The 23,450-nt window shown below is 70.1% G+C and carries 23 protein-coding genes and 1 tRNA gene; 14 read left to right on the top strand and 10 right to left on the bottom strand.

Going from position 1 to position 23,450, the window contains the following annotated elements:
- On the bottom strand, nt 1–219 hold the full coding sequence (locus ABZ297_RS05640) for a hypothetical protein (RefSeq protein ID WP_355339896.1): 219 nt from the start codon (nt 217–219) through the stop codon (nt 1–3).
- On the opposite strand from ABZ297_RS05640, the gene ABZ297_RS05645 reads away from it, so the two are divergent.
- Both ABZ297_RS05645 and ABZ297_RS05650 read left to right on the top strand, forming a co-directional pair.
- Entirely contained in the window at nt 218–1,714 is a 1,497-nt protein-coding gene (locus ABZ297_RS05645; protein ID WP_355339899.1) for a von Willebrand factor type A domain-containing protein, read from the top strand. The two genes, ABZ297_RS05640 and ABZ297_RS05645, sit on opposite strands and share 2 nt — an antisense overlap.
- A gap of 159 nt (nt 1,715–1,873) precedes the next feature.
- Nucleotides 1,874–1,946 (top strand) — tRNA-Ala (locus ABZ297_RS05650).
- Between the two features lie 639 nt (nt 1,947–2,585).
- Here the strand turns inward: ABZ297_RS05650 and ABZ297_RS05655 are convergent.
- On the bottom strand, nt 2,586–3,932 hold the full coding sequence (locus tag ABZ297_RS05655; protein ID WP_355339902.1) for a hypothetical protein: 1,347 nt from the start codon (nt 3,930–3,932) through the stop codon (nt 2,586–2,588).
- 28 nt (nt 3,933–3,960) lie between these two features.
- Between ABZ297_RS05655 and ABZ297_RS05660 the strand changes: the two genes are divergently transcribed.
- The 6 genes from ABZ297_RS05660 (at nt 3,961) to ABZ297_RS05685 (ending at nt 7,946) form a co-directional block, all read left to right on the top strand.
- On the top strand, nt 3,961–4,536 hold the full coding sequence (locus ABZ297_RS05660) for a hypothetical protein (RefSeq protein WP_355339905.1): 576 nt from the start codon (nt 3,961–3,963) through the stop codon (nt 4,534–4,536).
- Nucleotides 4,527–5,102 carry a hypothetical protein gene (locus ABZ297_RS05665; RefSeq protein WP_355339908.1) on the top strand — a complete coding sequence of 192 codons (576 nt, stop codon included), beginning with the start codon at nt 4,527–4,529 and terminating at the stop codon, nt 5,100–5,102. Before ABZ297_RS05660 ends, ABZ297_RS05665 begins: the two co-directional genes overlap by 10 nt.
- Before the next feature lie 87 nt (nt 5,103–5,189).
- A complete protein-coding gene (locus ABZ297_RS05670) occupies nt 5,190–6,236 on the top strand; it encodes a HEAT repeat domain-containing protein (RefSeq protein ID WP_355339911.1) in 1,047 nt (348 codons plus the stop codon).
- 334 nt (nt 6,237–6,570) lie between these two features.
- On the top strand, nt 6,571–6,732 hold the full coding sequence (locus tag ABZ297_RS05675) for a pentapeptide repeat-containing protein (protein ID WP_355340224.1): 162 nt from the start codon (nt 6,571–6,573) through the stop codon (nt 6,730–6,732).
- A 3-nt stretch (nt 6,733–6,735) separates the two neighbouring features.
- Nucleotides 6,736–7,518 carry a glycerophosphodiester phosphodiesterase family protein gene (locus ABZ297_RS05680; protein WP_355339914.1) on the top strand — a complete coding sequence of 261 codons (783 nt, stop codon included), beginning with the start codon at nt 6,736–6,738 and terminating at the stop codon, nt 7,516–7,518.
- Nucleotides 7,515–7,946, top strand: coding sequence for a hypothetical protein (locus tag ABZ297_RS05685; protein WP_355339917.1), 432 nt, complete (start codon nt 7,515–7,517; stop codon nt 7,944–7,946). The genes ABZ297_RS05680 and ABZ297_RS05685 overlap by 4 nt, the downstream gene beginning before the upstream one ends.
- Before the next feature lie 110 nt (nt 7,947–8,056).
- Here ABZ297_RS05685 and fusA read toward each other — a convergent pair whose 3' ends face one another.
- Together fusA and ABZ297_RS05695 are read right to left on the bottom strand one after the other, a co-directional pair.
- A complete protein-coding gene (gene fusA / locus ABZ297_RS05690) occupies nt 8,057–10,141 on the bottom strand; it encodes an elongation factor G (RefSeq protein ID WP_355339920.1) in 2,085 nt (694 codons plus the stop codon).
- Between the two features lie 326 nt (nt 10,142–10,467).
- Nucleotides 10,468–11,937, bottom strand: coding sequence for an SDR family oxidoreductase (locus ABZ297_RS05695; RefSeq protein ID WP_355339923.1), 1,470 nt, complete (start codon nt 11,935–11,937; stop codon nt 10,468–10,470).
- Between the two features lie 115 nt (nt 11,938–12,052).
- On the opposite strand from ABZ297_RS05695, the gene ABZ297_RS05700 reads away from it, so the two are divergent.
- Nucleotides 12,053–13,294 (top strand): FAD-dependent monooxygenase, encoded by a 1,242-nt coding sequence (locus ABZ297_RS05700; RefSeq protein WP_355339926.1) that lies wholly within the window; start codon nt 12,053–12,055, stop codon nt 13,292–13,294.
- 23 nt (nt 13,295–13,317) lie between these two features.
- Here ABZ297_RS05700 and ABZ297_RS05705 read toward each other — a convergent pair whose 3' ends face one another.
- The 3 genes from ABZ297_RS05705 to ABZ297_RS05715 all read right to left on the bottom strand — a co-directional run bounded on the left by ABZ297_RS05705 (nt 13,318) and on the right by ABZ297_RS05715 (nt 15,633).
- On the bottom strand, nt 13,318–14,115 hold the full coding sequence (locus ABZ297_RS05705) for a YbgA family protein (RefSeq protein WP_355339929.1): 798 nt from the start codon (nt 14,113–14,115) through the stop codon (nt 13,318–13,320).
- A complete protein-coding gene (locus tag ABZ297_RS05710; protein ID WP_355339932.1) occupies nt 14,112–14,591 on the bottom strand; it encodes a sigma-70 family RNA polymerase sigma factor in 480 nt (159 codons plus the stop codon). Before ABZ297_RS05710 ends, ABZ297_RS05705 begins: the two co-directional genes overlap by 4 nt.
- A gap of 79 nt (nt 14,592–14,670) precedes the next feature.
- Nucleotides 14,671–15,633, bottom strand: a complete 963-nt coding sequence (locus ABZ297_RS05715; protein ID WP_355339935.1) for a MerR family transcriptional regulator — start codon at nt 15,631–15,633, stop codon at nt 14,671–14,673.
- Between the two features lie 97 nt (nt 15,634–15,730).
- On the opposite strand from ABZ297_RS05715, the gene ABZ297_RS05720 reads away from it, so the two are divergent.
- Together ABZ297_RS05720 and ABZ297_RS05725 are read left to right on the top strand one after the other, a co-directional pair.
- Nucleotides 15,731–16,981 (top strand): deoxyribodipyrimidine photo-lyase, encoded by a 1,251-nt coding sequence (locus ABZ297_RS05720; RefSeq protein WP_355339938.1) that lies wholly within the window; start codon nt 15,731–15,733, stop codon nt 16,979–16,981.
- 466 nt (nt 16,982–17,447) lie between these two features.
- Complete coding sequence (locus tag ABZ297_RS05725; protein ID WP_355339941.1) at nt 17,448–18,542, top strand: serine hydrolase domain-containing protein; 1,095 nt, start codon at nt 17,448–17,450, stop codon at nt 18,540–18,542.
- Between the two features lie 168 nt (nt 18,543–18,710).
- On the opposite strand, the gene ABZ297_RS05730 is transcribed toward ABZ297_RS05725, so the two are convergent.
- From ABZ297_RS05730 to ABZ297_RS05740, 3 genes are all read right to left on the bottom strand, one after another.
- A complete protein-coding gene (locus tag ABZ297_RS05730; protein WP_355339944.1) occupies nt 18,711–19,052 on the bottom strand; it encodes a hypothetical protein in 342 nt (113 codons plus the stop codon).
- A 222-nt stretch (nt 19,053–19,274) separates the two neighbouring features.
- A complete protein-coding gene (locus ABZ297_RS05735; RefSeq protein WP_355339947.1) occupies nt 19,275–20,333 on the bottom strand; it encodes an HTTM domain-containing protein in 1,059 nt (352 codons plus the stop codon).
- Nucleotides 20,330–21,082 (bottom strand): DUF5819 family protein, encoded by a 753-nt coding sequence (locus ABZ297_RS05740; RefSeq protein ID WP_355339950.1) that lies wholly within the window; start codon nt 21,080–21,082, stop codon nt 20,330–20,332. Before ABZ297_RS05740 ends, ABZ297_RS05735 begins: the two co-directional genes overlap by 4 nt.
- Nucleotides 21,083–21,373: 291 nt before the next feature.
- On the opposite strand from ABZ297_RS05740, the gene ABZ297_RS05745 reads away from it, so the two are divergent.
- The 3 genes from ABZ297_RS05745 to ABZ297_RS05755 all read left to right on the top strand — a co-directional run bounded on the left by ABZ297_RS05745 (nt 21,374) and on the right by ABZ297_RS05755 (nt 23,446).
- A complete protein-coding gene (locus tag ABZ297_RS05745; RefSeq protein WP_355339953.1) occupies nt 21,374–21,919 on the top strand; it encodes a hypothetical protein in 546 nt (181 codons plus the stop codon).
- A gap of 189 nt (nt 21,920–22,108) precedes the next feature.
- Nucleotides 22,109–22,576, top strand: a complete 468-nt coding sequence (locus tag ABZ297_RS05750; RefSeq protein WP_355339956.1) for a nuclear transport factor 2 family protein — start codon at nt 22,109–22,111, stop codon at nt 22,574–22,576.
- Between the two features lie 105 nt (nt 22,577–22,681).
- Nucleotides 22,682–23,446: a class II aldolase/adducin family protein gene (locus tag ABZ297_RS05755; protein WP_355339959.1), complete on the top strand. Its 765-nt coding sequence runs from the start codon at nt 22,682–22,684 to the stop codon at nt 23,444–23,446.
- Nucleotides 23,447–23,450 lie beyond the last annotated feature (4 nt).

Below are 23,450 nucleotides of genomic sequence, written 5' to 3' on the forward strand. Positions count from 1 at the left end.
TCAGGAGACCACCTCGGGGGAGCGCGGGTCGATAACGGAAGAGGCCCTTCCGGGACACGATCGGGGCTGCTCCTGCGCATCGGCGGCCACCTCATCGGGGCCGCGGATGTCGGTTCGGTGACGGCCGATCACGTGCTGATCGCGGTTTGCGCTCGCTTGCGTCACCGACCCGGCCGACTGACCTGCGGGTCCGTCGTACGGCGTGGAGGTGGTTTCCATGAAATTTCGTCCTTTAGTGATCAGCGTCGGGCTTGTGGCGCTGCTCGGGCTCGCCGCGTGCGGCGGCGGCCCGGGCTCTCCTGGCAGGGCCGCCGAACACGCGCAGGCGCCACGCCCGACGAACGCCCCGGCCCGGCCCGACTCTGAGCCCCAGGCCGAGCCCCAGGCCGAGAAGACCACCGGCGAGCAGGACACGACCCAGGCGCAGATCTCCACCTTCGCCCTCGACGTGGACACCGCCTCGTACACCTACGCCCGCCGCACCCTGCAGGAAGGGCGCTGGCCGGAACCTGCGAAGATCCGTCCGGAAGAGTTCGTCAACTCCTTCAGGCAGGACTACGCGCAGCCGCGCGACGACGGCTTCACCGTCCACGTCGACGGCGCCAGGATGCCGTCACGTGACGGCGCCGTGCTGCGCGTCGGCCTGCAGACGCGCGCATCCGACGCCGCCGCGCGGCGACCGGCCAACCTCACCTTCGTCATCGACGTCTCCGGATCGATGGCCGAACCAGGCAGGCTCGACCTCGTCAAGCAGGCGCTGCACACGCTGATCGACCAGCTCGCGCCCGGCGACCAGGTGTCGATCGTCTCCTTCAGCGACGAGGCGGACGTCCTGGCGACGATGACGCCGCTGGCCGCCCGCGCAGACCTGCACGCCGCCGTGGACCGGCTCGCCGTCCAGGGCGGCACGAACCTGGAATCCGGGCTGGTCACCGGCTACCGGGTGGCCGCCGACGCGTTCAGGACCGCCGCCACGAACCGGGTCATCCTGCTCTCGGACGGCCTCGCCAACCAGGGCAGCACGGAGTGGCAGGCGATCCTGGACCGGGTCAAGGAGTACGCCGGCAGGCAGATCACCCTGCTCAGCGTGGGCGTGGGCCGCGACTACGGCGACGAGCTGATGGAACAGCTCGCCGACAACGGCGACGGCGCCGCCGTGTACGTCAGCACCCCGGAGGACGCCGAGAAGATCTTCACCACCCAGCTGCCCGCCACCATCGAACTGCGCGCCCGCGACGCCAAGGCGCAGGTCGTGTTCAACCCGTCGGTCGTGGAGAGCTACCAGCTCATCGGCTACGAGAACCGGGCCCTCACCACCGAGGACTTCCGCGACGACAGCCACGACGGCGGCGAGGTCGGCCCCGGCCACGCCGTCACCGCCCTGTACTCGGTCCGCCTCAAGCCGGGCGCGAGAGGGCAACTCGCCCAGGCCACCGTCCGCTGGCAGGACCCCGACACCAGGAGCCCAGCCGAGGCCGGCACGTCCGTGGACGTCGGCGAACTGGCCGGATCGGTCTGGGACAAGGCGCCCCTCAGATTCCAGGTGGACGTGGTCGCCGCCGCCTTCGCCGTCTACATGCGCGACAGGGAGGCGTTCGGGCTGGACCTGCCCGCGCTCGGCGAACAGGCGAAACGCCTGGCCCAGGCCGCGGAGGACCCGATGGTGAACGAGCTCGCCACGCTCATCGAACAGGCTCACACGGTGGCGTCCTAGGCTCGCCGAGGATTCCGCGAGCGGCCAACATCGTTGCGTAACCAGGGGGCAGGGCCTCCGACATGCCACGGACAGTAGCAACCTCTGACCCTGCGCATACCTGCCTTTTGCGGCGTACTTGAGAGCGCGGGAAGTCCTATAGACTAGGCCACGCAGCAAGGGGCTATGGCGCAGTTGGTAGCGCGCCTCCATGGCATGGAGGAGGTCTGGGGTTCGAATCCCCATAGCTCCACTCGGTGAATTGGGGACCTATGGTCGCTAGCCCTTCGGGCTGGCTCCCTCGGGTCCCCTCGTCGTTTAAACGGGGGGATAACCCCCCGAGCCCCCCAGCGTCGGGCCAAATGGCCTCGCTTCGCTCGGGCGTTTTGATTTCACGCTTGCGCCCCAGCGGGATCGTGGTCGGGGTGGGGCCTATCTTGGCCACGTTCGCGGTTCGCCGTATGGGGATTGTGGCGGGTTCGCGCTTGGCCGTGCCGGGGCCGTGGTCGCCGTGGGCAGGTGGTGCCGCTAAAAGATGGGGCGCCGTGACAGCCGCGCCCACTGGGTTCCCGTTCGCGGGCAACATAAGACCTGTGAGGCGCTCTCCCTTCGCCGGTATGGTCCGGATCAGGTGACTAGGGGTCGCCGTTGCCTTTCGGCTCCGGCCTCTCAGTCCTTCCGTTGTGCCCTCTTGAGGGCTCTCGGGTCAGACTCCCTCGTCGTCCCACAGGCCTACGTTTAGTGTACCTCTGTAAGAGTCGCTCTACCAGGGAAAACGGCTCTGGAACCACTGGCCCAAGCCATGCTCACGCGTGCCGGTCAAGAGATCGCTCCTGGCGTCACACGTCCAGCGCCACCTCGCAGATCCACCGGCCTGTGCGGTGTTCACGCGTCAGTGCTTGCGGCGCCAGAGTCTGCCTGTTGTCAGGTCCAGGTGGTAGACGCGGTCGTACAGGGACCCGCGGACCAGGAAGGGGCCCTCCTTTGACCAGCCGAGACCGGTGCCGAGATATTCGTCGCCGGGGAACTTGAGGGCGACGCTGGACAGGCGCTTGCCTGTCTTGACGGCGTAGGTGTCCACGCGCTCGTCGGCGCTTCTGACGACCACGAGGCGGGTTCCGTCGGGGTGGAGGTTGTAGGTGTCCCTGGGATTCCTGCGAGGCAGGGTCATGCGTGTTCTACCCAGGTGGTCGACTACCAGGACATGAGACGCCGTCGTCGCCACGACTCCGTTCTGGTTGATGTCGTGAACCTGATGGGCGCCGAGGATGGTGATTGTGGCCCACGTCCAAGTGTCGGTGATCTGCGCGTTGTCCTTGGCCAGGGCGACGTACCTGCTCTGGTTGGCGAATGCGACGATGGGGACCGCGGTGTCGGCGAGGACGCCGGTGAGGGGGTGGGTGCCGTCGGCGTCCTGATAGATCATGCGGCGATCGTGTCTGCCCAGGTAGACGACGGCCTCATGGTCGGGGCTGCGGACGAGCGGGGCTCGCTGGGGGGCACCGCCCTTGCGGATGATGTACGGCGCGGCCTGCGGGAACGGGCGGCCGTTCACCAGCCACCAACGGCACGGGTCGTCCATCTCGTCAAACCACGGGCACTTGGGGCCTTTGATTTTGTTCACCGTCGTGAAAGAGGCGGTCGAGCCGGAAAACTGTGCGGGCATCGAATACTCGGGTAGCTCCAGCTGTATCGGTTGCCCAGGTGTGAGCAGCGCACCCGATAACACGATGGCGGTCCCAGAAAGATAAAGGCTTCGGGCCGACCATTGCCCGATTTCATCGGGCCTTCCGATTTTCCGGGCGGTGGCAAGCAGTACGGCTGCCGCCACGATGACCACGATGGCGGCGTGCGCCAGACGCGTCGGAGTGGGGCCCTGGTTCACCAGCAGAAAGCCGGACGCCACCACGGCTCCGCCCGAACCCAGCAGCCACGCCTTCCGATAGATCCCCTGGCCATCCGAGGGCGGCAGCCGTACCGCATGAAGGACAGGGACGGCGCACCAGCCCAGGACCAGATAGAAGGGGTCATCGGTGAGTCCGGTGACAAGAGCGGCGAGTGTGACGGCGATCAAGCGCCACCGGCGCAAGCCGGCGAAGTGGTAAATGACCTGGCGGGCGTTGTCCGGCGTGACGGACAAACCCGCCAGTGCGGCGAAGCGGGTGAGCCGCTCCCGGGTGACCGGCATGGCCGCCGCAAGCACGGTGATCGCGCCGGCAGTCCAGGAGAGTATCGTCACGAGGTGCCACCATATATGGTTCGATATCGTGGCTTCGGACGATATATGGCAGCAATTCGGTATCGCCTCGTGGCGTGCCTACCGGCTGCGATTACTGATTGTGGTCTACGGTTGCGTGGCGTTGCTGGTCATGACCGCGGGTCTGTGGTGGACGGGGGCGATAACCCCGCATATCCGGTGGAGCGTCGACACGTTCTTTTCTCACGCCGATGTGGACCAGAAAGGTGTCCTCTACAGCGACGTCGTTATCGAAGTCGAAAACGAGGGGTGGGTGACCTTCACGCTCACCGGGATCTCGGCTGACATTCCCGGCCTACGTTTCCTGCCTCCTGACAAGGGTCGCAACGAACATGCCACGCTCACCGCGCGGTTTGGTGGCACGAAGGTTCTCACGAGACGCGTGGTCATCACCGACTGCGCCGCGGTGCCGCACGAGCCTCGGCCGATCCGCTTCACATACCAGACCTGGCTGGGCACCGGATCAGCGGAGGTGATCTGGAGTTCGGGGCAGTTGAACGGCCCCTCGAGGAGTCTGCCGATCGCCTGGCAGCGTGGGCTCGCCAGCAAGATCTGCAACGAGGCGGTGAGCCCGGAGTGGTTCTGAAAGGCCCCTCACCCGAGTCCGCCCAGGCGGGATTGCTGCCGGTCACGAAGATCGCCATGGGCTTGGTCTTCGCTTTCGGCGCTCTTCGCATCGACGGCTTCGACGTGCTGCTCGACCCCGTGGGGTGGGGACTGTGCGCGTCCGGGCTGTCGCAGTTGCGGCGATCCGGCGACGACGGCTTCGACCGAGCCCACGCCATGGCCGTCGCCATGGTCTGGGCAGAGATCGCCATCCTTATTCTGTCCGCCGCTGATGATTCGCCTGTCAGGCGAGCGATCGGCGCCATCACCGCCGCCGGCGCCCTGATCGCCGTCTGGCTGGTGGTCGACCCTGTCGTCCGACGGGTCCGTTCTGGCGGCAACGTCTCCAGAGCAGCACTCCTCGACGTGCTGCGCTGGGCTGTGGTCGCACTGGGATGGCCTGGCGTGCTGGCCGGGTATGGCTACGCCGTCCTTGGCCCGGTCGTCACAGTCGCCTGGTTCGCGGCCGTGGTGAGCTTGATCGTCGTGCTCTACGCCTCGGCAGACCTGCCGTACCTCTCCCCGAGATGGTCACATGTCCCCTAGGGACGTCGCAGGGTTCGGTGACGCCGCGCTGACTGACCGAAAGAAATGCTTGGCCGAGGGGCGCACGGGCGCGCGACCATTCCCCTCATGGAATTCATCGCCGAAGCGGTCGAGCTGACCAGGAACGCCACCTGCCCGGGCGATGTCGACCGGGTGTGGGAGCTGGTGACGAAGGCGACGGAGAACCCGAAGACTGCGTCCGGGCTGGGCTTCACGATGGCGAGGTCGCTCGATCCGGCCGAGCGCAAGATCGGGTTCGACCTGCTCGGCAGCCTGGCGCAGATCGAGGAGTCGTCGCGGGAGCCGGTGCTGTTCGCTTGCCTGGAACTGGTCGCGCTGGAGACCGATGGCGTGGTCCAAGCCGCGATCGCGCGGGCGCTGGGCTGCACAGCTGACGAGAGGGCCGTGCCTATGCTGCTGCGTCTGGCCGACCATCCCGCCAAGGATGTCCGAGAGTACGTAGCGTCGTCGCTGCCGATGACTGGCGAGGTGAGCGACACGGTGATCGAGGTGCTGATCCGGCTGAGCAGCGACCCTGAGGACGACGTCCGCAACTGGGCGACGTTCGCCTTGGGGACCCAGTGCCAGGCCGATGGCATGGCTATCCGGGAGGCGTTGTGGGCACGCGTTCATGACGGGTTCAGCGAGGTGCGGGAGGAGGCGATCGCCGGGCTGGCCCGTCGCCGGGATCGCCGGATCGTGCCGCACGCCGAGAGAGTCCTGGGCAGCGGCTCGGTCAGCGGCTCCATGCTGACGGCGATCGCCTGCCTCGGGGACCCGGCGCTGGTGCCGTACCTGGAGGATTACGAGGACGAGGCCATTGCTGAGGCGCTGCGCGAGTGTGATCCCGTGGCGCGCGCCGTTCGTGACGCCTTCGCCGCCGACCTTACTGAGGCGCTGCACGCCCGGATGCCTGATCTCGAGTTCGGTTTGTGTGGCGAGATATGCGAGCCCGGTCTCGTCCTGTCCCTCTACGGTGACACCCGTCATTTGTCGATCGAACCGCTACGTGACCACGCGGGCGGGGACCCCGTGAGAGCCGCGGACCTTGTCGCCAGGGACCTGCAGTCGATGCCGATGCACGCCTCCAGCGCGCACTACTCACCCGAGTATGGCGAAGCACCAGAGGGGTGAGCTTCTCCAGTGACAGGCTAGAAATCATGCAGGGCGCGGCGTTTTGCCGCTGTGCTTCGCGCTTGCCTGTTCGGGTGCTCCTTCTGCTGGGGCTGGAGGTCGCGTGCATGAGGGCGCTCGCTTCGGCTGAGCCCGAAGACGGCACGTGAGTCTCGCTCCGGCTGAGTCCGGAGGCGGCACGGGGGCGACGAAACGCCCTGAAGGCCGGAAGTGGCTCGCCATGGTGGCGATCATGCTTTCTTGGCGCCCGTCCCAGGATGGCTCTGATCCGACGTACGACGAGCCCCTCCAGATGCTGAACCTGGGCGGCGTGCCTCCCTAGGCGCGCGCCGACCTGTCCGGTGCCGATCTGAGGGAGGCCGATTTCGAGCACGCCGACCTGTCCGGCGCGGACCTCACGGGCGCCCGGCTGGAGGGAGCGAAGGGCCTACTCGTGAGAGGCGTCACGCCCGCCGGATATGGCAGAGTGCGGGGACAACAAGATCGAAAGGTGTGAGTCTTGGCAGTCTTCCTCGCCGCGTTGATGGTGGCCTCGTCGCTCACCGCTCCGGCCTCCGCCCTGCCCGCGTGCCCACAGATCTTCGGGCACGGTGGCTACCCCACCGGCGCCAACCCCTGGGAGCGGGATCAGGTGCGTCAGCCCAACAATCCCACGGCCATCCGTCAGTACAAGGCCTGGGGCGCGTCAGGCGTCGAGGCTGATCTGCAGCTCACCAAGGACGGCATCAAGGCCGTCATGTGGCACAACACCTCCACATGGGGATTGACGGGCACAAAGAAGAACATCACCGACATCTGGTGGGCAACGGGTGACACCGCGCTCAAGGGCCGGACCATCGACCGCGGCCCGTTCAAGGGCGAGACCGTCCACACCTTCCGCGAGTGGCTGGCCGCGATGCAGACTTCCGGCATGGTCGGGCTGGTCGAGATCAAGCCGGAGACCCGGCAGTCGCTGCTCAGCTCCGACGCCTCGATCAGGTCGCGAGCCTGGGCCGAGGTGCTCGACCCCGTCAAGGAGCGCTACCGGTCGCAGGAGATCATCCTGTACTCCCACGACAGCGCACTCGCCGCCGAGCTCAGGAAGCAGGTGAGCGCCGCGGGCCTGACGCAGGTGCTGAGCGGCGGGCCCGTCTGGCCGGAGGTCACCAAGTGGGAGGAGCCGCCTCCCTCGTGGACGCTGAACGAGAACGCGTGGAAGGCGGCGCTCCAGAGCGGCGCCAAGCGGGTGGCCACCGACTACACGCCCCAGTTCAGCGCCTGGCTCAAGGGGAAGTGCCAGTGACCGTGCTGCCGGAGGCGTGCGGCCTGCTCGTGGTGCGCACCGGTTTCTCCGGCCAGGACGCGTGGCAGGCCGTCAGGGCGGCGCTCGGCGTGACGGACGAGGAGAGCTTCGTCGAGGAGTTCCAGGACGAGGTGGAGGTCGTCAACGATCCCGCCTACGCGGGTCTCACGTCCGATCAGCTCCTCGCGCTGCTGCCCCGCGGCTACACCAACCCGATTCTCGTCGTCGTCGACAGCGCCGCCCTCGAGTCGGCCGAGATGCCGGTGCTGGTCGTCGACCTGGTGGAGGAGCGCGGCCGGACGTTCCGCGTCATCCCCGCCGAACTTCCCTCGATCCAGATCAATCTCTCCATCGCCAACATGGACTTCTTCGAGTTCGCCGACAGCGCCGACGCCGACGGGGTCTTCCGCGGCTTCGGCACCTCGTAAACAAGGGCGGGCCACCACCGGACGCCCTTTCCACGGCTTTCTGCGGCTTTCTGTCGCTTTTCTGTGGCGCGGATGGCCCCGCCCAGGTGCGGGAGGGGCCATCGTCGGGTCTACCGGGACGGGGTACCGCTGGGCGCAGGGGCGTAGCCGGCGGCCCGGGTGGTGAAGGTGCCCCGGCCCTGGGTCCGGCTGCGCAGCCGGGTCGCGTAGCCGAACACCTCGGCCAGCGGCACGGTCGCGGTGATCACCACCGTCCCGGCCTTGGAGGTCGAGCCCGAGATCCGGCCGCGTCGTGCCGCCAGGTCGCCCAGCACCCCGCCTGCGGCGTCGTCGGGCACGGTGGCCGTGACCTCGACCACCGGCTCCAGCAGCACCATGCGGCTGGCGCGCAGCGCCTCCCGCAGCGCGAGCCGGCCGGCCGTACGGAACGCCATCTCCGAGGAGTCCTTGGAATGGGTGGCTCCGTCCGTCAGGGTGACCCGCAGGCCCGTCACCGGGTGGCCGCTGAGGGGGCCGTCGGCCAGCGCGTCCCGGCAGCCGGCCTCCACCGCCCGGACGTACTCCCGCGGCACCCGCCCGCCGACGACGGTCGCGCGGAACACGAAGCCTGTCGCGCTGCCGTCGGAGTCCGGGGTGGGCTCCAGCGCTTCCACGTCCAGGACGACATGGGCGAACTGGCCGGCGCCTCCCTCCTGTTTGACGTGCCGGTACAACAGGCCGGACACGCCGCGGGCGACCGTCTCCCGGTAGGAGACCTGCGGCCGGCCGACGCTGACGTCGAGCCCGTGGGCGCGACGGATCTTCTCCGCCGCGACCTCCAGGTGCAGCTCGCCCAGCCCTGACAGCACCGTCTGGCCGGTCTCGGCGTCGGTCCGGACCACCAGCGACGGGTCCTCCTCGACCAGCCGTGCCAGCGCCGACGCCAGCCGGTCGGCATCGGTGCTCCTGCGGGCCTCGACCGCCACGGACACCACCGGATCGGCCACCTTCGGCGGTTCGAGGAGCAACGGCGCCGCGGGCGCGCACAGGGTGGCGCCGGTGCGGGCCGCCTTCAGCCCGACCACCGCGACGATCTCCCCGGCCGCCGCCTGGTCCACCTCGGTGTGCCGGTCGGCCTGCACCCGCAGGATCCGGCCGATCCGCTCGGTGCGGCCCGCGCCGGCGTCCAGCACCGCGTCTCCCTTCCGTATCGTTCCCGAGTACACGCGCAGGTAGGTCAGCCGCCCGGTCGCGGACGAGTGCACCTTGAACACCAGCGCGGCGAACGGCGCCGCCGGATCGGCTGCCCGCTCCTGCACCGTTCCGTCGTGCCCGCCGCGCACCGCGGGCACGTCCAGCGGCGAGGGCAGGTACGACACGACGGCGTCCAGCAGCGGCTCGATCCCGCGGTTGCGGTAGGCCGACCCGCACAGCACCACCACGCCCTCACCGGTACGGGTCAGGTCGCGCAGCGCGGCGGCGAGAGTGCCAGCGGAGATCTCCGGCTCCGCGCAGAACTCCTCCAACGCGCTCGGATGCAGTTCGGCCACCGCCTCCTCGAGCAGCCGGCGGCGGCGCCGCGCCTCCTGGTGCAGGGCGTCCGGCACCGGGCCCTGCTCGTAGGTGTCGCGGCCGTCGGACCAGACCAGTGCCCGCATGCGCAGCAGGTCCACCACCCCGGTGAAGCCGTCCTCCTGCCCGATCGGCAGCTGGACCACCAGCGGGGCACCGTGTAACCGCTCGCGAATCGTCTCGACCGCGGCGTCGAGGTCGGCGCCGGCGCGGTCCAGCTTGTTGACGAACGCGATCCGCGGCACCCCGTACCGGTCGGCCTGCCGCCACACCGTCTCGCTCTGCGGCTCGACTCCCGCGACACCGTCGAACACCGCGACCGCGCCGTCGAGCACCCGCAGCGAGCGCTCCACCTCGTCGGAGAAGTCGACGTGGCCCGGGGTGTCGATCAGGTTGATCCGGTGGCCGTCCCAGGCGCAGCTCACCGCCGCGGCGAAGATGGTGATGCCGCGATCGCGCTCCTGGGAGTCGAAGTCGGTGACGGTCGTCCCGTCGTGCACCTCGCCACGCTTGTGGGTGGCGCCGGTCACGTACAGGATCCGTTCGGTGATGGTGGTCTTGCCGGCGTCGACGTGGGCGAGAATGCCCAGGTTCCGGACGCCGGTCGGCGAGTCGGTGAGATGACGGTGCAGGTCGGTACGCACAGCCCAGGTCCCTTCAGGACGATCCACACAGGCAGGACAGCGCGATTCCCGGACGAACGGCCCGAAGGCCGGCCAGGCGAATGGATCAGGTTGGGGCCGGGCAGACAGGGATCAGGTGTTCGCCGGAGACGTCCAGTGACGGCCGCGCAGCCGGCACCGGGTCGACGAAGACACCAGGATCACCTCGTACCGTGACGGGGGAGTGACCGCAGCGGTGCTGTTGCGCACGGCCGGCTCCCCTCACTCGTCAGTGCGCGCGCCGCGGAGTCGCGGTGGCGCGCCGTTCGTGGCGAGTGTACTGAGACGAGGGTGAAGGGAGAATCGAATTATTCGGTGCCCACGACGTCTCTGCGGGCCGCCGCCGCCACGTTGCGGGGCATCCGGCCGAAGATCAGGCCGTGGAACGGGGAGATCAGCCACCAGTAGAGGTGGCCGAGCAGGCCGTGCGGATGGAAGACGGCGCGCTGGTGATAGACGGTCCGGCCGTTCTCGCGTGACTGGCTGAGTTCCAGCCAGGCCAGGCCGGGCAGTCGCATCTCGGCGCGCAGCCTGAGCAGGCGTCCGGGCTCGACCTCCTCCACCCGCCAGAAGTCGACGGTGTCGCCCACGCGCAGCCGCCGGGGGTCGCGGCGGCCGCGGCGCAGGCCCACACCGCCCACCAGCCGGTCGAGGACGCCGCGGACGCGCCAGGCCATGGGGAGGGAGTACCAGCCGTTCTCGCCGCCGATCCCCTCGATGACCCGCCACAACGCGTCCGGGTCGGCGTCGACGGGCCTGCTGCGCCGGTCGACGTAGAGGCTGCCGCCCGCCCAGTCGGGGTCGGTGGGGAGCGGGTCGCTCGGGGCGCCTGGCGTGGACGCCGACGACCACCGGGTGGCGACGTCCGCCTCTCTGATCTTGTGGAGGGCCCGGGAGACGGCCTCGCGGAAGCCGATCAGCCCTTCCGGCGGGTCCGGGACGTACCGGGCGATGTCGTGCTCCCGGCAGACGGCCGGGTCGCGCAGGGACTCCACCAGGGGACGCGCGATGGTGGCGGGGACCGGCGTGAGCAGCCCGACCCAGAGGCTGGACAGCGACGGGGTCAGCATCGGCACCGGGATGATCAGGCGGTGTGGCAGGCCGGCGACCGCGGCGTAGCCGTGCATCATGGCCGCGTAGGTCAGCACGTCGGGGCCGCCGACGTCGAAGGCCCGGTTGACCTCACCGGGAACGCTCGCCCAGGCGACCAGGTAGCGCAGCACGTCGCGGACGGCGATGGGCTGGGTGAGGGTGTGCACCCAGCGGGGCGTCGTCATCACCGGCAGCCGTTCGGTGAGGTAGCGCAGCATCTCGAAGGAGGCCGAGCCCGCCCCGATGATCATCGCGGCCCGTAGCGCCACGGTCGGCACGGCGGACCGCAGGAAGATCTCGCCCACCTCGGCCCGCGAGCTCATGTGCGGCGACAGCTTCCCGTCCGGCGCGAGACCGCCGAGGTAGACGATCCGCCGGACCCCCGCCCGCTCGGCGGCCACGGCGAAGGTGCGGGCCGCCTCCCGGTCGGCCGCCGCGAAGCCGCTGCCGCCGCCCATCGTGTGGATCAGGTAGTAGGCGGTGTCGACGCCTCCCAGCGCCGCCGCCGTGTCCTCGGCGTCGCGCGCGTCGGCTTTGGCGATCTCGGCCTGTCCCGCCCAGGGCAGGTCGCGCAGCCGCTCCGGGGAGCGGACCATGCAGCGGACGTCGTGGCCGGCGGCGAGCAGTTCGGGGCCGAGGCGCCCGCCCAGGTAACCGGTCGCCCCCGTGACCAGGCATCGAGCCATGGATACCCCCTCACCCGTTCCGGCCCTCCGCATCAGAGGTGAGGCAAGATTTCCGGCAAAATCCGTCACGCAACCGCTGGCCCCTCCCGCGACGAAGAACAGAGCGGGAGGGACGATGAACGCTGAAGAGCGCGTCGACTGCGCGGTGGTGGGCGGCGGGCCCGGCGGCATGATGCTGGCGTACCTGCTGGCACGTGCCGGGGCGCGGGTGACGTTGCTGGAGTCCCACGGCGACTTCAACCGGCGCTTCCGAGGAGACTCGCTCGCCCCGGCGGTGCTCGACTACCTGCACACGCTCGGCCTGGCCGAGGAGATGCTGGCCGAGCTGCCCCACACCGTCGCCGGCACTTTCAGCTGGCAGGCCGGTGGCCGCGTCTACACCCTGGCCGACTACCGGCGCGCCAGCCGCCGTCACCCTTACTACGCGCTGATCCCGCAGGCCAGGTTCCTGCCCTTCCTGGCCGGGAAGGCGTCCGCCTACCCGGGGTTCGAGCTGCGGCTGCGAGCCCGCGTCTCCGGGCTGCTCCGTGACGGGGCGGGGCGGGTCGAGGGCGTCTGCCACACGGGCGAGGACGGGCAGGGACGGTTGCGCGCCCGGCTGGTCGTGGCCGCAGACGGGCGCAACTCGAGGCTGCGGCCCCTGGGCGGCTTCACCGCCCGGGAACTGGGCGCGTACCTGGACGTCCTGTGGTTCGCCGTGCCGCGGGACCCGGTAGGCGACCCGCCGCTGTCGGGCCTGCGGCTGTTCAGCGCTTCGGGCACGATCCTGGCCGTGCTCAACCAGGAGACGCACTGGCAGCTGGGCCACCTGATCCCGGCCGGGAGCTTTCCGAGGCTGCGCGAGCGCGGGGCCGCCCCCATCGCGGACGCGTTCGCCCGGCAGCTGCCCTGGCTGGGGGGCCGGCTCGCCGCGCTCACCGACGTCAACCAGCTCACCCTGCTCCCGGTGCGGATCACCGCCGTCGACACCTGGTACCGCCCCGGCCTGTTGCTCATCGGCGACGCCGCGCACGTGATCTCCCCGGTCGGCGGAAACGGCATCAACCTCGCGATCGCCGACGCCGCCGAGACCGCCAACCGGATCCTGCCCCACCTGCGGGGCGCGCCCGCCGCGCTGGACGCGGCCTGCCACGAGGTCGAGCGCGCCCGCCGTCCGGCGACCGACCGGGAGCAGCGCGGCCAGCGCCGGGCCGAGCGCGGCGCCCGCGCCTACCTGGAGGCAGGTGACGCGCGCCCGCCGCTCGCCCTGCGGCTCCTCGGACGCGTCCCCGGCTTGGCGGTGCTGAACGGACGGCGGAACGCGGCTCTGATCAGGGTGCCCCCGCCCCGCCCGGAGATCCTGCTGCCCGGCCCCTGACCGTCCGCCGGGCCGTGCCCTGGTCAGGCGGGGCGCAGGTCGTCCGGGTACGGCGAGAAGTAGCTCTGGGCGCGGACGTAGGCGGCCGCCTCGCCCCGGGCGTCGAGGAGCAGCAGGGCCGCTGGGACGCACAGCGGCACCAGGCCCGCCCGGTACACGTCGATCGCCTCGAGCAGCTGGGCCCGTCGGCCGGGGGCGAGCGCGATCATGCCCATGCAGTGGTGCAGCACGTTGACGTTCTTGCCGACGGTCGCCTTCCTGACGAGCGCGGCGCGGAACCTGTCCGCGTAGGCGGCGGCGAGCTCGGCGCTCGGCCGTACCCCCGCCTGGGCCACCGCACGGCCTGTCTCGCGGTAGCCGGCCGGGTCGTGGGCGAGGAGCTGCATCTTGTGCCGGGCGTGGAAGGCGACCAGGTCGTGGGGGCGCCAGTCGCTGTCCAGGAACTCGCGCAGCCGGGCGTGGGCGAAGAGCCGTTCCACGAAGCGCTCCCTGAGCTGGGCGTCGTGCAGCCGCCCCTCGTCCTGCACGGGCAGCAGCGGGTGCGCGCCGTGCAGCCGTCCCTCCTCCTCCACGGGCAGCAGCGGGCGCGCGTCGGTGCCGTCTGCGGCGAACACGCCCCGCTCGAGGGGAGGGCCGCTCACCGGGACGGCCTTGAACACGTAGCCGTCCACGTCGAGTGAGCCGAGGCCCGCCTTCGTCTCCGGGTAGATCGGCACCCAGTCGACGTACGGATCGAGCGGGCCGTACAGGAACCGCTCGCGGCTGTGCCCGCCAGGCTCGCCGAGCAGGCCGCTCGACACCGCGACCCTGGGCCTGGTCACGCCGTCGCCAGCAGCGTGGACAGGCGGCGCAGGCCGCGCGCGGTCCTGGCCTTGACGGTGCCGAGCGGCACGCCAAGCCGCTCGGAGATCTCGCGCTGGCTGAGGTCGCCGTAGTAGGCGAGCACGATGGCCTGGCGCTGGGCGGCGGGCAGCTCGGCGAGCCCTCTGCGGATCAGGTCCCGGTCGGCCAGCTCGTCGCCGTCGGCGCGGCCGTCCTGTCCTGCGGGGTCGTCGGCGGCTTCGAGCGGGACGGTGGGCGGGCGGCGGGTTCGCAGGTGGTCCACGGCGCGTTTGCGGCTGATGCCGAGCAGCCACGCCTCCAGGCTCCTGGACGAGTCGTACCGGTCTCGCGATCGCCACGCCTCGATGAAGACCACCTGCGTCACGTCGTCGACGTCCTGCGGGGGCACGAAGCGCCGCAGGTAGGCGCGGACCAGCGAGGCGTGGGTGCGGTAGCAGTCGGCGAGCGCGTCCATCGAAGCTCCCTGCGGAGATAACCTACTCAAAACCTATTCAAGCTGCGACGGCAAGAGTGCTCAACCAAGGTGAGGGAGATCAGTCCAGGGCCGCCGTCGCGATCAGGGAGACCGCCTCGTCCAGCGAGGACAGCCTGGCGATCCTGGCCGGCAGCTCACCCCACCAGCCCGGGCCGCCGATGACGACCCGCGCGGGCGGGCGCAGGGCGGGCAGCGCGGCCAGCGGGGCGGGGTCGCCGGTGGCCGCCTGCTGCGACCAGACGAAGACGACCGAGGGGCCCAGGCGGCGCATCGCGTCGGCCAGCGCCGGGTACGGCGTGCGGGCGCCCAGCACCCGTGTCTCCACCCGCCGATGCACGGACAGCGCGGCGGCCAACGCGTGGACCGGCAGGGTGTGCTGCTCGTCCTCGGCGCATGCCAGCAGCACCGGACGGACGTTGACCGGCCGCTCGGGCCGCTCGGCCAGCGGGTGCAGCGCGGCGAGGAGCCGATCGGAGAACAGATGCTCGACGTCGACGGCCGCGCCGGTCTCGGCCTGCCTGCGGCAGATCGTCCCGAAAGCCGGGCAGACCAGGTGCTCCCACGTCCAGGCCACGCCGTGCCGGGCCAGGGCGGTGGCGAGCCCGGCGTCGACGGCCCGGCCGTCGAGCGTCAGCGCCGCCCGCGCCAGCCGCGCAGCCGAGGGCACCTGCCCGGCCGTCCGTATCTGCTCGTCCGGGCCTGGCCGGCCGTCCGGCCGGGCCGGGGCCTGCGTCCTGCCCGCCGCTTCCACATCCGGGGGGACGCCGCGCAGGCGGAGGGCCCGCCGGGCGGCCTCGGCGGGAGCGACGCCCGAGTGGATCAGCCGGTTCATCTCCTCCAGACGGAGCAGGTCGGCCGTGTCGTAACGGCGGTGGCCGCCGGGGCTGCGGCGGCTGGGGCCGATGCCGTACCGCAGGTTCCAGGTCCGCAGCGTGGGGGCGGGCACGCCGAGCCGCCGGGAGACGGCGCCGATGCCGTACCCCGGTTCCTCCTCGGCGGTCAGCGCGCCGGTCTCGTCCATGCCGGGTGCCCCCGTTCGCGGTCCCTCGCCCATTCTTTCGGACGCGGACGGTCCGGGGTTGCAACCGCCGACGCCCCCGCCGCCGAATACCCAGGTGATGGAGACCGCGATCGTGCTGTTCACCCGGGACCTGCGGGTACACGACCATCCGGCCCTGGCCGCCGCGTGCGCGACGGCCTGCCGGGTGGTGCCGCTGTTCGTGCTCGACCCGGCGGTGCCCGCTGGGCGGCGGCGGCCGTTCCTGCTCGACTGCCTGCGTGACCTGCGCGACTCGCTCCGCGAGCGCGGCGGCGAGCTGCTGGTCCGGCAGGGCGACGTGGTCGCGGAGACGATGCGGCTGGCCCAGGAGACGTCCGCGGAGGCCGTCCATGTCAGCGCCGACGTCAGCTCGCTCGCGCGGGCCAGGCAGCGGCGGCTGGCGGCCGAGCGGATCGAGGTGCGGACGTTCCCCGGCGTCACCGTCGTCCCGCCCGGCCTGCTGCGGCCGTCCGGTGGCGGCGACCACTACCGCGTGTTCACTCCGTACTGGCGGGCCTGGTCCGCGGCGCCCCGCCGGGCCGCCGCCGAGACCCCGGCCGCCGTCCGGGTCCCGCCGGGGCTGGACCCCGGCCGCATCCCCGGCCAGCCGTCCTCTGGCGGCGTCCGGGGAGGCGAGCGCGCAGCCCGAGCGCGCCTGGCGGAGTGGATCAGGACCGGCCTGGACGGCTACGCCGAAGGCCGCGACGACCTGGCCGGCGACCGCACCTCCCGGCTGAGCCCGTTCCTGCGCTTCGGCTGCCTGTCACCGCTGGAACTGGCCGGGCTGCCGAGCGACGGCTTCGTCCGGCAACTGTGCTGGCGTGACTTCTACCATCAGGTCGCCTTCGCCTTCCCGGAACTGAACCGGCGCGACTACCGGCCCAGGGGCGCCCGCTGGCGCGAGGACGAGGAGGCGGCGGAGGCCTGGCGGTCGGGCATGACGGGAATCCCCGTCGTCGACGCGGGTATGCGGCAGCTGCGCGCCGAGGGCTGGATGCACAACCGGGCCCGCCTGATCACCGCGTCCTACCTGGTCAAGCACCTTCGGATCGACTGGCGGGTCGGCGCGGACCACTTCTTCGAGCTGCTGCTCGACGGCGACGTGGCCGACAACTCCGGCAACTGGCAGTGGATCGCCGGCACCGGCAACGACACCCGTCCCAACCGCACGTTCAACCCGGTCCGCCAGGCCGGACGCTTCGACCCCGACGGCGCGTACGTGCGCAGGCACGTCCCCGAACTGGCCGACGTGCCGACGCGGCTGATCCACCAGCCTTGGACGTCACCCGTGCCGATCAGCGGCTACCCGCGCCCCTTGACCGCCCTGTAGGGGCTCGGCGGCTTCCCGCAGGCTCTCCTCGCAGCCGAAGCGGATCAGGCAGGAGCGGCCGGAGAGCGGCGCGGCGGAGGCGGCGCACCTCCGAACGAGCTGGCGATTCGTTTGTCATGCCTTGTGACCAGGCAAAATGCCCTTAGCGTGCGTTTGGGATCGGTCTACCTCACCCTGTACTCTCTGTCGAGCGGTTTCGACCAGGTCCTCCACGGTTGTTGCTCGATGCGACCAGTGCCCCCCTGGACGCCAACCCGTCGGTCGGTTCCTCCCCTGGACGTCGACTCGTCGGTGAAGCTCTTTGATCCCAGGCGTTGCTGCCCAGTGCTGGGCGCTGCCGGTCCTCGATCGCCCTGCGCGGTCGCCGGCAGATCGCGGGATCAGTCCCCAGGTCTACTCCTCTGGTCTGGAGCCGATCTTGGTTCGAGGGGGACCAAGAAAGATCTCCTAAGCTCCGGAGGAGCATGTGAACAAACGAATCGGCGTCATGATCGCTGCGACCATGTCGCTGCTGACCTTCACAGGCGGGGCCGCCATGGCCGACTCACACGCGGAAGCCCGCTCGTCCCTGCAGACGAACCTGGACGCCGTCGTCGACGGCGGCTCGATCGCCGCGATCGCCGAAGTCAGGAACGGCGACAAGGTGTCGCGGGGCAGCAGCGGCTCGACGAAGGTCAACGGCGACCAGCCCCCAGCGCCCAGCGCACGATTTCGCGCCGGGAGCATCACCAAGTCCTTCACCGCGACCGTCGTGCTGCAGCTCGTGGGCGAGGGCAAGCTGAGCCTGTCCGACAGCGTCGAGCACTGGCTGCCCGGGCTCGTCGGTAACGGCGACTCGATCACCGTCCGGCAGCTGCTCCAGCACATGAGCGGCCTGCCGGAGTACTCCACGGACCTGCTCAACCGCGCGGGCATCCCGAAGCAGCGCTATCGCACCTGGGCCCCCAAGGAACTGGTGGAGAAGGCCCTCGAGGCCCCTCCTTCCTTCTCCCCGGGAGCCAAGTACGAGTACTCCAACACCAACTACATCGTGCTCGGCATGATCATCGAGAAGGTAACCGGCAAGCCGTACGGCACAGAGATCAAGGAGCGGATCCTGCAGCCGGTGGGCTTGACCCACACCTGGCTCCCGGGCACCTCACCAGAGGTGACCGGCCCGCACGCCCACGGGTACGCGGCGGTCAAGAAGAACGGCAAGATCACCAGCGTCGACGTCACCAGGTTCAACCCGACGCTGACCGGCGCCGCCGGAGAGATCATCTCCACCACCGACGACCTCAACCGGTTCTTCCGCGCCCTGCTCGGCGGCGAGCTGCTCAAGCCCGCCCAGTTGAAGGAGATGAAGGATCCCGGTACCGCGGGCGGCTACGGGCTGGGCCTGGAGGTGGTCTCCCTGCCCTGCGGCACCGCGTACGGCCACACGGGCGAAACCCCCGGCTACGTCACGGCGTCCTTCACCTCGGCGGACGGCACCCGTCAGGTCACTCTGGCGACCACCCCGTTCTCGGGCGGCTCGGAAGTCGCGGCGAAGAGCCTCCTGAGAACCGCGCTCTGCGACTAGCCAGGGCCGCTCTGATCGAGCCCGGAACGTGCGGGGAGTTCACGGCCGGCGCGGTCAGGGGCAGGTACGCCGTCATCGGCTTCGACCAGCGGAAAGGCCGCTTCCAGGGTGCTGGAAGCGGCCTTCCGTCGCGATTCGGCCAGCCTTTTCAGGCTGTGCTCGCCTCGGCTAGTGGGTGCTTCCCATGTGCGGGCCGCGCCACTCGCCGCCGTGCCAGCTGCCGTGCCAGCGGCCTTCCCAGCCGTGCCAGCCGTGCCAGCCGTGCCGGCGGCCTTCCCAGCCGTGCCAGCCGCGGCTCCTGGTGCACGTCACGCGGTTGCCGCTCCTGCAGCACGTGCGATTGCCTTTCCGCCAGCAGGTTCTGGTCTCAGAAGTGTTCTTCTGCGGGCTGACGGCCGCGGTCGTCTTCGCGGGGTTGGTGGAGGTTGAGGCCAGGACGACCCCGGCCGGCCAGAGTACGAACGTACTGAGGACTGCTGCTCCGAGCATCGACAGTCGCTTGGTGTGCATGCTGTCTCCTCCCGATGGGGACCCGCGGCTCTCGATCGAGGGACGCGAATCCAGAACCGGTCATATCGGCATATTCCCGGCATTTCGCCCAATCACTCCTGGTGATTTCAGGGAGGTTGGGGCGAGGCCATGGCGAGAAGGGCTCACATCGGCTCTGTGAGCAAGACATCCGGCAGGCGCTCTTCGCCGCACCGGAGGTCGCCCGCGCGGGCGACACGGTCGTTATCGGGCGCCGGTTTCCGGGACGGTCAGCTCCACCTGGCTGAGCAGACGTCGCCGGGCCCGCACGCTGCTGACGAACCGGGCGAGACGTTCATAGGTGGAGTCCCGGACGAAGAGCATGTCGGTCGAGATCATGATGAGGGAGAAGGAGAGCAGCCCCATCAGCACGCCGATCCCGAGATGCATGCCCATCACCGCGACGAGCCCCACCCGCCGCGTCACCTTGTTCAGCATCAGCAGCGGGAACGTCAGCTGGATGAACACCGCGGCGTAGGAACCCACCGTGACCAGGAGGACGTTGTCGTAGATCAGGCGGCTCAGTCCGGGAAACGGCTGGACGTCCTCGATGCGGAGCGCGTAGTACAGCGCCGTTCCCTCCTGCCAGAAGCGCCCCCGCACCTTCAGTAGACCGGTGTTCATGTAGAGGAGGCAGATCTGGAGCATCGCCGCGAGAAGCGCGGTGTTGTGCAGGATCGTGACGATCCGCCAGCGGAGGCTGCCCGTCGGCGGGCCGGGAAACGTCGATGCGTCGCCCGTGGTTCGCCTTGCCGCCCGCGTGGCGTCGAGTGACCAGCGGGCCGACAGGTCGGCGAACGACAGGTAGATCAGTATCAGCTCCATGATGTCGTCGCCGCCGTCGAGCACCCACGGCTGGCGCTGGTGCCAGGACCACACCATGACGGCCAGCAGCGGCGTCACCCAGCGCGTTCGCCAGCCCACCAGGAAGAGCGCGGTCAGGACGATGAACGCGTGATAGAGAACCTCGAACAGGGCTCCCGAGCCGGAGAGGGCGAACAGCGAGAACGTGCCGTCCTGCGCCAGGCGCTCTTCGGCCAGGCCCAGGGTCCACGGCGACTGCGGGCCCCAGAGCAGGCGGCGGTCGCCGTAGTTGATCAGCAGCAGGCTCAGCAGGACCAGGCCGTAGCCGATGCGCAGCACCGCCAGTCCGTACTGCCCGTAGCGGATGGTGCTGACCCGCTCCACCGCGTCCAGGGCGCGCCCGCGGAGTCGGCCGAGTATCTCCCGGGAGGTGGGAAGCGGCTCCTGCTCGGTCTTCACTCGTGCGCCTCTTTCCAGAGCCGGACCGCCTCCGCCGTCACGGGCGACGCTTCCCACCAGCCGAAGTCGGTCTCGCTCGTGTCGTCGTCGCCGTCGTGCGGGTCCGCGAAGCGCGGATAGAGGCGACTGGAGATCCGCATCTGCACCGCCGTGACCCCGTCACCCCATCGGGCCCGTGCCGCCAGGGTCAGGATCGTGCTCATGTGGCGCACCGCCTGAGCCTGGAGGAGCGGGTCGGGGGGGCGTTGGGCTGCGCCGTCCTCGCCTTCGGCGTCGTTGTCCGCGCTCTCGCCGGGTGGCTTGACATTGGCGTCCGCTATCAGCTGACGGCCACCGCCCACCAAGCGGGTGATCCGCCCAGGGAGTGCGGTGCCACGGACCTTGGCCAGCTCGGGCGCACTGATGTCCAGCCAGCCGGTCTGGCTCTCTTGGCCGCCGGCGTTCCGGATCTTCGCGCGGACCAGGACGTGGGTGTTGGAGTCGATCGGGTCGGGTGCGAACAGCTCCCAGTTCTGGCGGAAGTAGGGGTTGAGATAGCCGTTGACGATCGGGGCGGTCATCGCGGAGATCGGATTCGGAGGGGCGACGAAGAGAAAGATCGCCACGAAGTGGAAGACCAGGAACAGGGCGCAGCCGACGCACGCCAGCACGACGATCCGCCGCTTCCAGGCGGGCAGCGGGGTGCGCGGATCCCGCGTGGCGCGTGGCTCGAGCGCGAACGTGCCTGTGCCCTGGGGTGGATCCGTCATGGACCACTGTCTCCCTCCGGGGGCGTCGAACAGGGGAAGGAGACCTTCGCCGGCCCGCGGACCCGCCTTTCTCGCTGCTACGCCACGATTGCGGGGGATTACACAGAGTCATTACCCGGGCGACCCCAAGGGGGCGACGCGTCAGGGCAAAGCGATCTTGATGTTTCCGTCTGCTCTGGGCGTTGGGGCGTTCTGGCCGTTCCGGGTTCATGCGCCGATTGCCGGTGGCACGGGTATCGGATAGTGTTGCTATCCAATAATGGATAGTCGGACTATCCAAGAGGAGTGGTCATGTTCTTCGTCGTCACCGTTCTCGCGATCGCCGTGCTGGCGTTCCGCCTGCTGGGCGTGGCCGGAGTAGGCCGGTTCGCCGGCTGGCAGGTCTGCGCGGCGCACGGCATGGCGGTCATGCTCGTCGTCACCGCCAGCGCGCACTTCGTCCCGGCGGGGGTCACGTTCATGCCCAACCACGCCGACATGGTGCGCATGGTGCCGCCGTTCGTCCCATTCCCGAGCTTCATGGTGTACGCGACCGGGGTGCTGGAACTGCTCGGGGCCGCCGGGCTCGTCCTGTCCGCCACACGGAGGGCGGCCGGGATCGCGCTCGCGGCGCTGTTCGTGCTGCTGCTCCCGGCCAACGTCCACGCCGCCGTCGCCGACACGCCGTTCAACGGCGAGGTGGCCACGCCCCTGTGGTTCCGCATCCCGGAGCAGGTGCTGTACATCGGCGTCGCGCTCTGGGCGGCCAGGTCGGGCGGCACCGCGACGGCCCGGCGGGCGAACGCCGCGTCGCGCTCCCGTACCGGCGAGCCGGCCGTTCGGGCACCCTCTCGGTGACCGCGCGCGCACTCACGGGTCACGCCGCTGTGAGCCGCCTGGCGCGGCGAGCCCGCACGAAGGTCCCTCCCTCGATCCTTGTCGGGACGTGCGGCGCTTGACGGCATTGTTGCCGGTTGTGGTGGTTCGGTGGAGATGGGGGCGGGGAGCACGTTCCAGGACGTGGATCGCGGTGAAGGAGCAGAGCGTATGGGCGGCAAACCTCCTGTCCCCCCTTTCACCCGGGAGGGCGCCATCGAGAAGGTGCGCCTGGCCGAGGACGGCTGGAACACCCGCGACCCGGAGCAGGTGGCGCTGGCCTACACGCCCAACTCCTTCTGGCGCAACCGCGCCGAGTTCATCCGGGGACGCGAGGAGATCGTCGCGTTCCTCACCCGCAAGTGGACGAGGGAGCTCGACTACCGGCTCATCAAGGAGCTCTGGGCCTTCGAGGGCAACCGGATCGCCGTGCGGTTCGCCTACGAGTGTCACGACGACTCCGGGAACTGGTTCCGCTCGTTCGGGAACGAGAACTGGGAGTTCGACGACGACGGCCTGATGCGCAGGAGGCTGGCGTGCATCAACGACCTGCCGATCAAGGAGAGTGAGCGCAGCTACCACTGGCCGCTGGGACGCCGTCCTGACGGCCACCCGGGGCTGAGCGACCTCGGTTTCTGACCGGTCAGGCGTTGGAGTCTGGTTCGGCCCCGTCGCCGAGCGCGTGAGCGCGTCCTCAGGCGTTAGTCTGCCGTCAGAATGTCGTTCTGGACTCTGGGGAGAGCCATGCCGGACAACCTGATCTTCCGCCTGCCGCCGACGTTCGAGACGGTCGAGGAGGAGCGGAGGCACCGCAAGGAACGGCTCGCCGCGGCCCTGCGGATCTTCGGCAAGTTCGGCTTCGAGGAGGGCGTGGCCGGGCACATCACCGCCCGCGACCCCGAGCTGACCGACCACTTCTGGGTCAACCCCTTCGGCCTGTCGTTCAAGCACATCCGGGTCAGCGACCTCATCCTGGTCGACCACGAGGGCAAGGTCGTCGAGGGCCGCTACCCCGTCAACGAGGCCGCCTTCGCCATCCACTCCCAGGTCCACCAGGCGCGTCCCGACGTGGTGGCCGCCGCGCACAGCCACTCCGTCTACGGCCGCGCCCTGTCGGCGCTCGGCCAGATCATCGAGCCCATCACCCAGGACGCGTGCGCGTTCTACCAGGACAACGCGCTGTTCGACGACTACACCGGCGTGGTGACGGACCTGGAGGAAGGCAAGCGCATCGCCGCCGCGCTGGGCGGCAACAAGGCGGTGGTGCTGCGCAACCACGGGCTGCTCACGGTCGGCGACACGGTCGACGCCGCCGCCTGGTGGTTCATCACGATGGAACGCTCGGCGCAGGTGCAACTCGTGGCCAAGGCGGCCGGTCAGGTGGTCCCGATCGAGCCCGGCAACGCAGCCCTCACCCACCAGCAGATCGGCAACGACCTCGTCGGCTGGATCAACTACCAGCCCCTGCACGACCAGATCACCCGCGAGCAGCCCGACCTGTTCGAGTGACCTC

The organism is Nonomuraea sp. NPDC005983, from assembly GCF_040614375.1.
In the GTDB taxonomy this organism is placed as follows: Bacteria; Actinomycetota; Actinomycetes; order Streptosporangiales; family Streptosporangiaceae; genus Nonomuraea.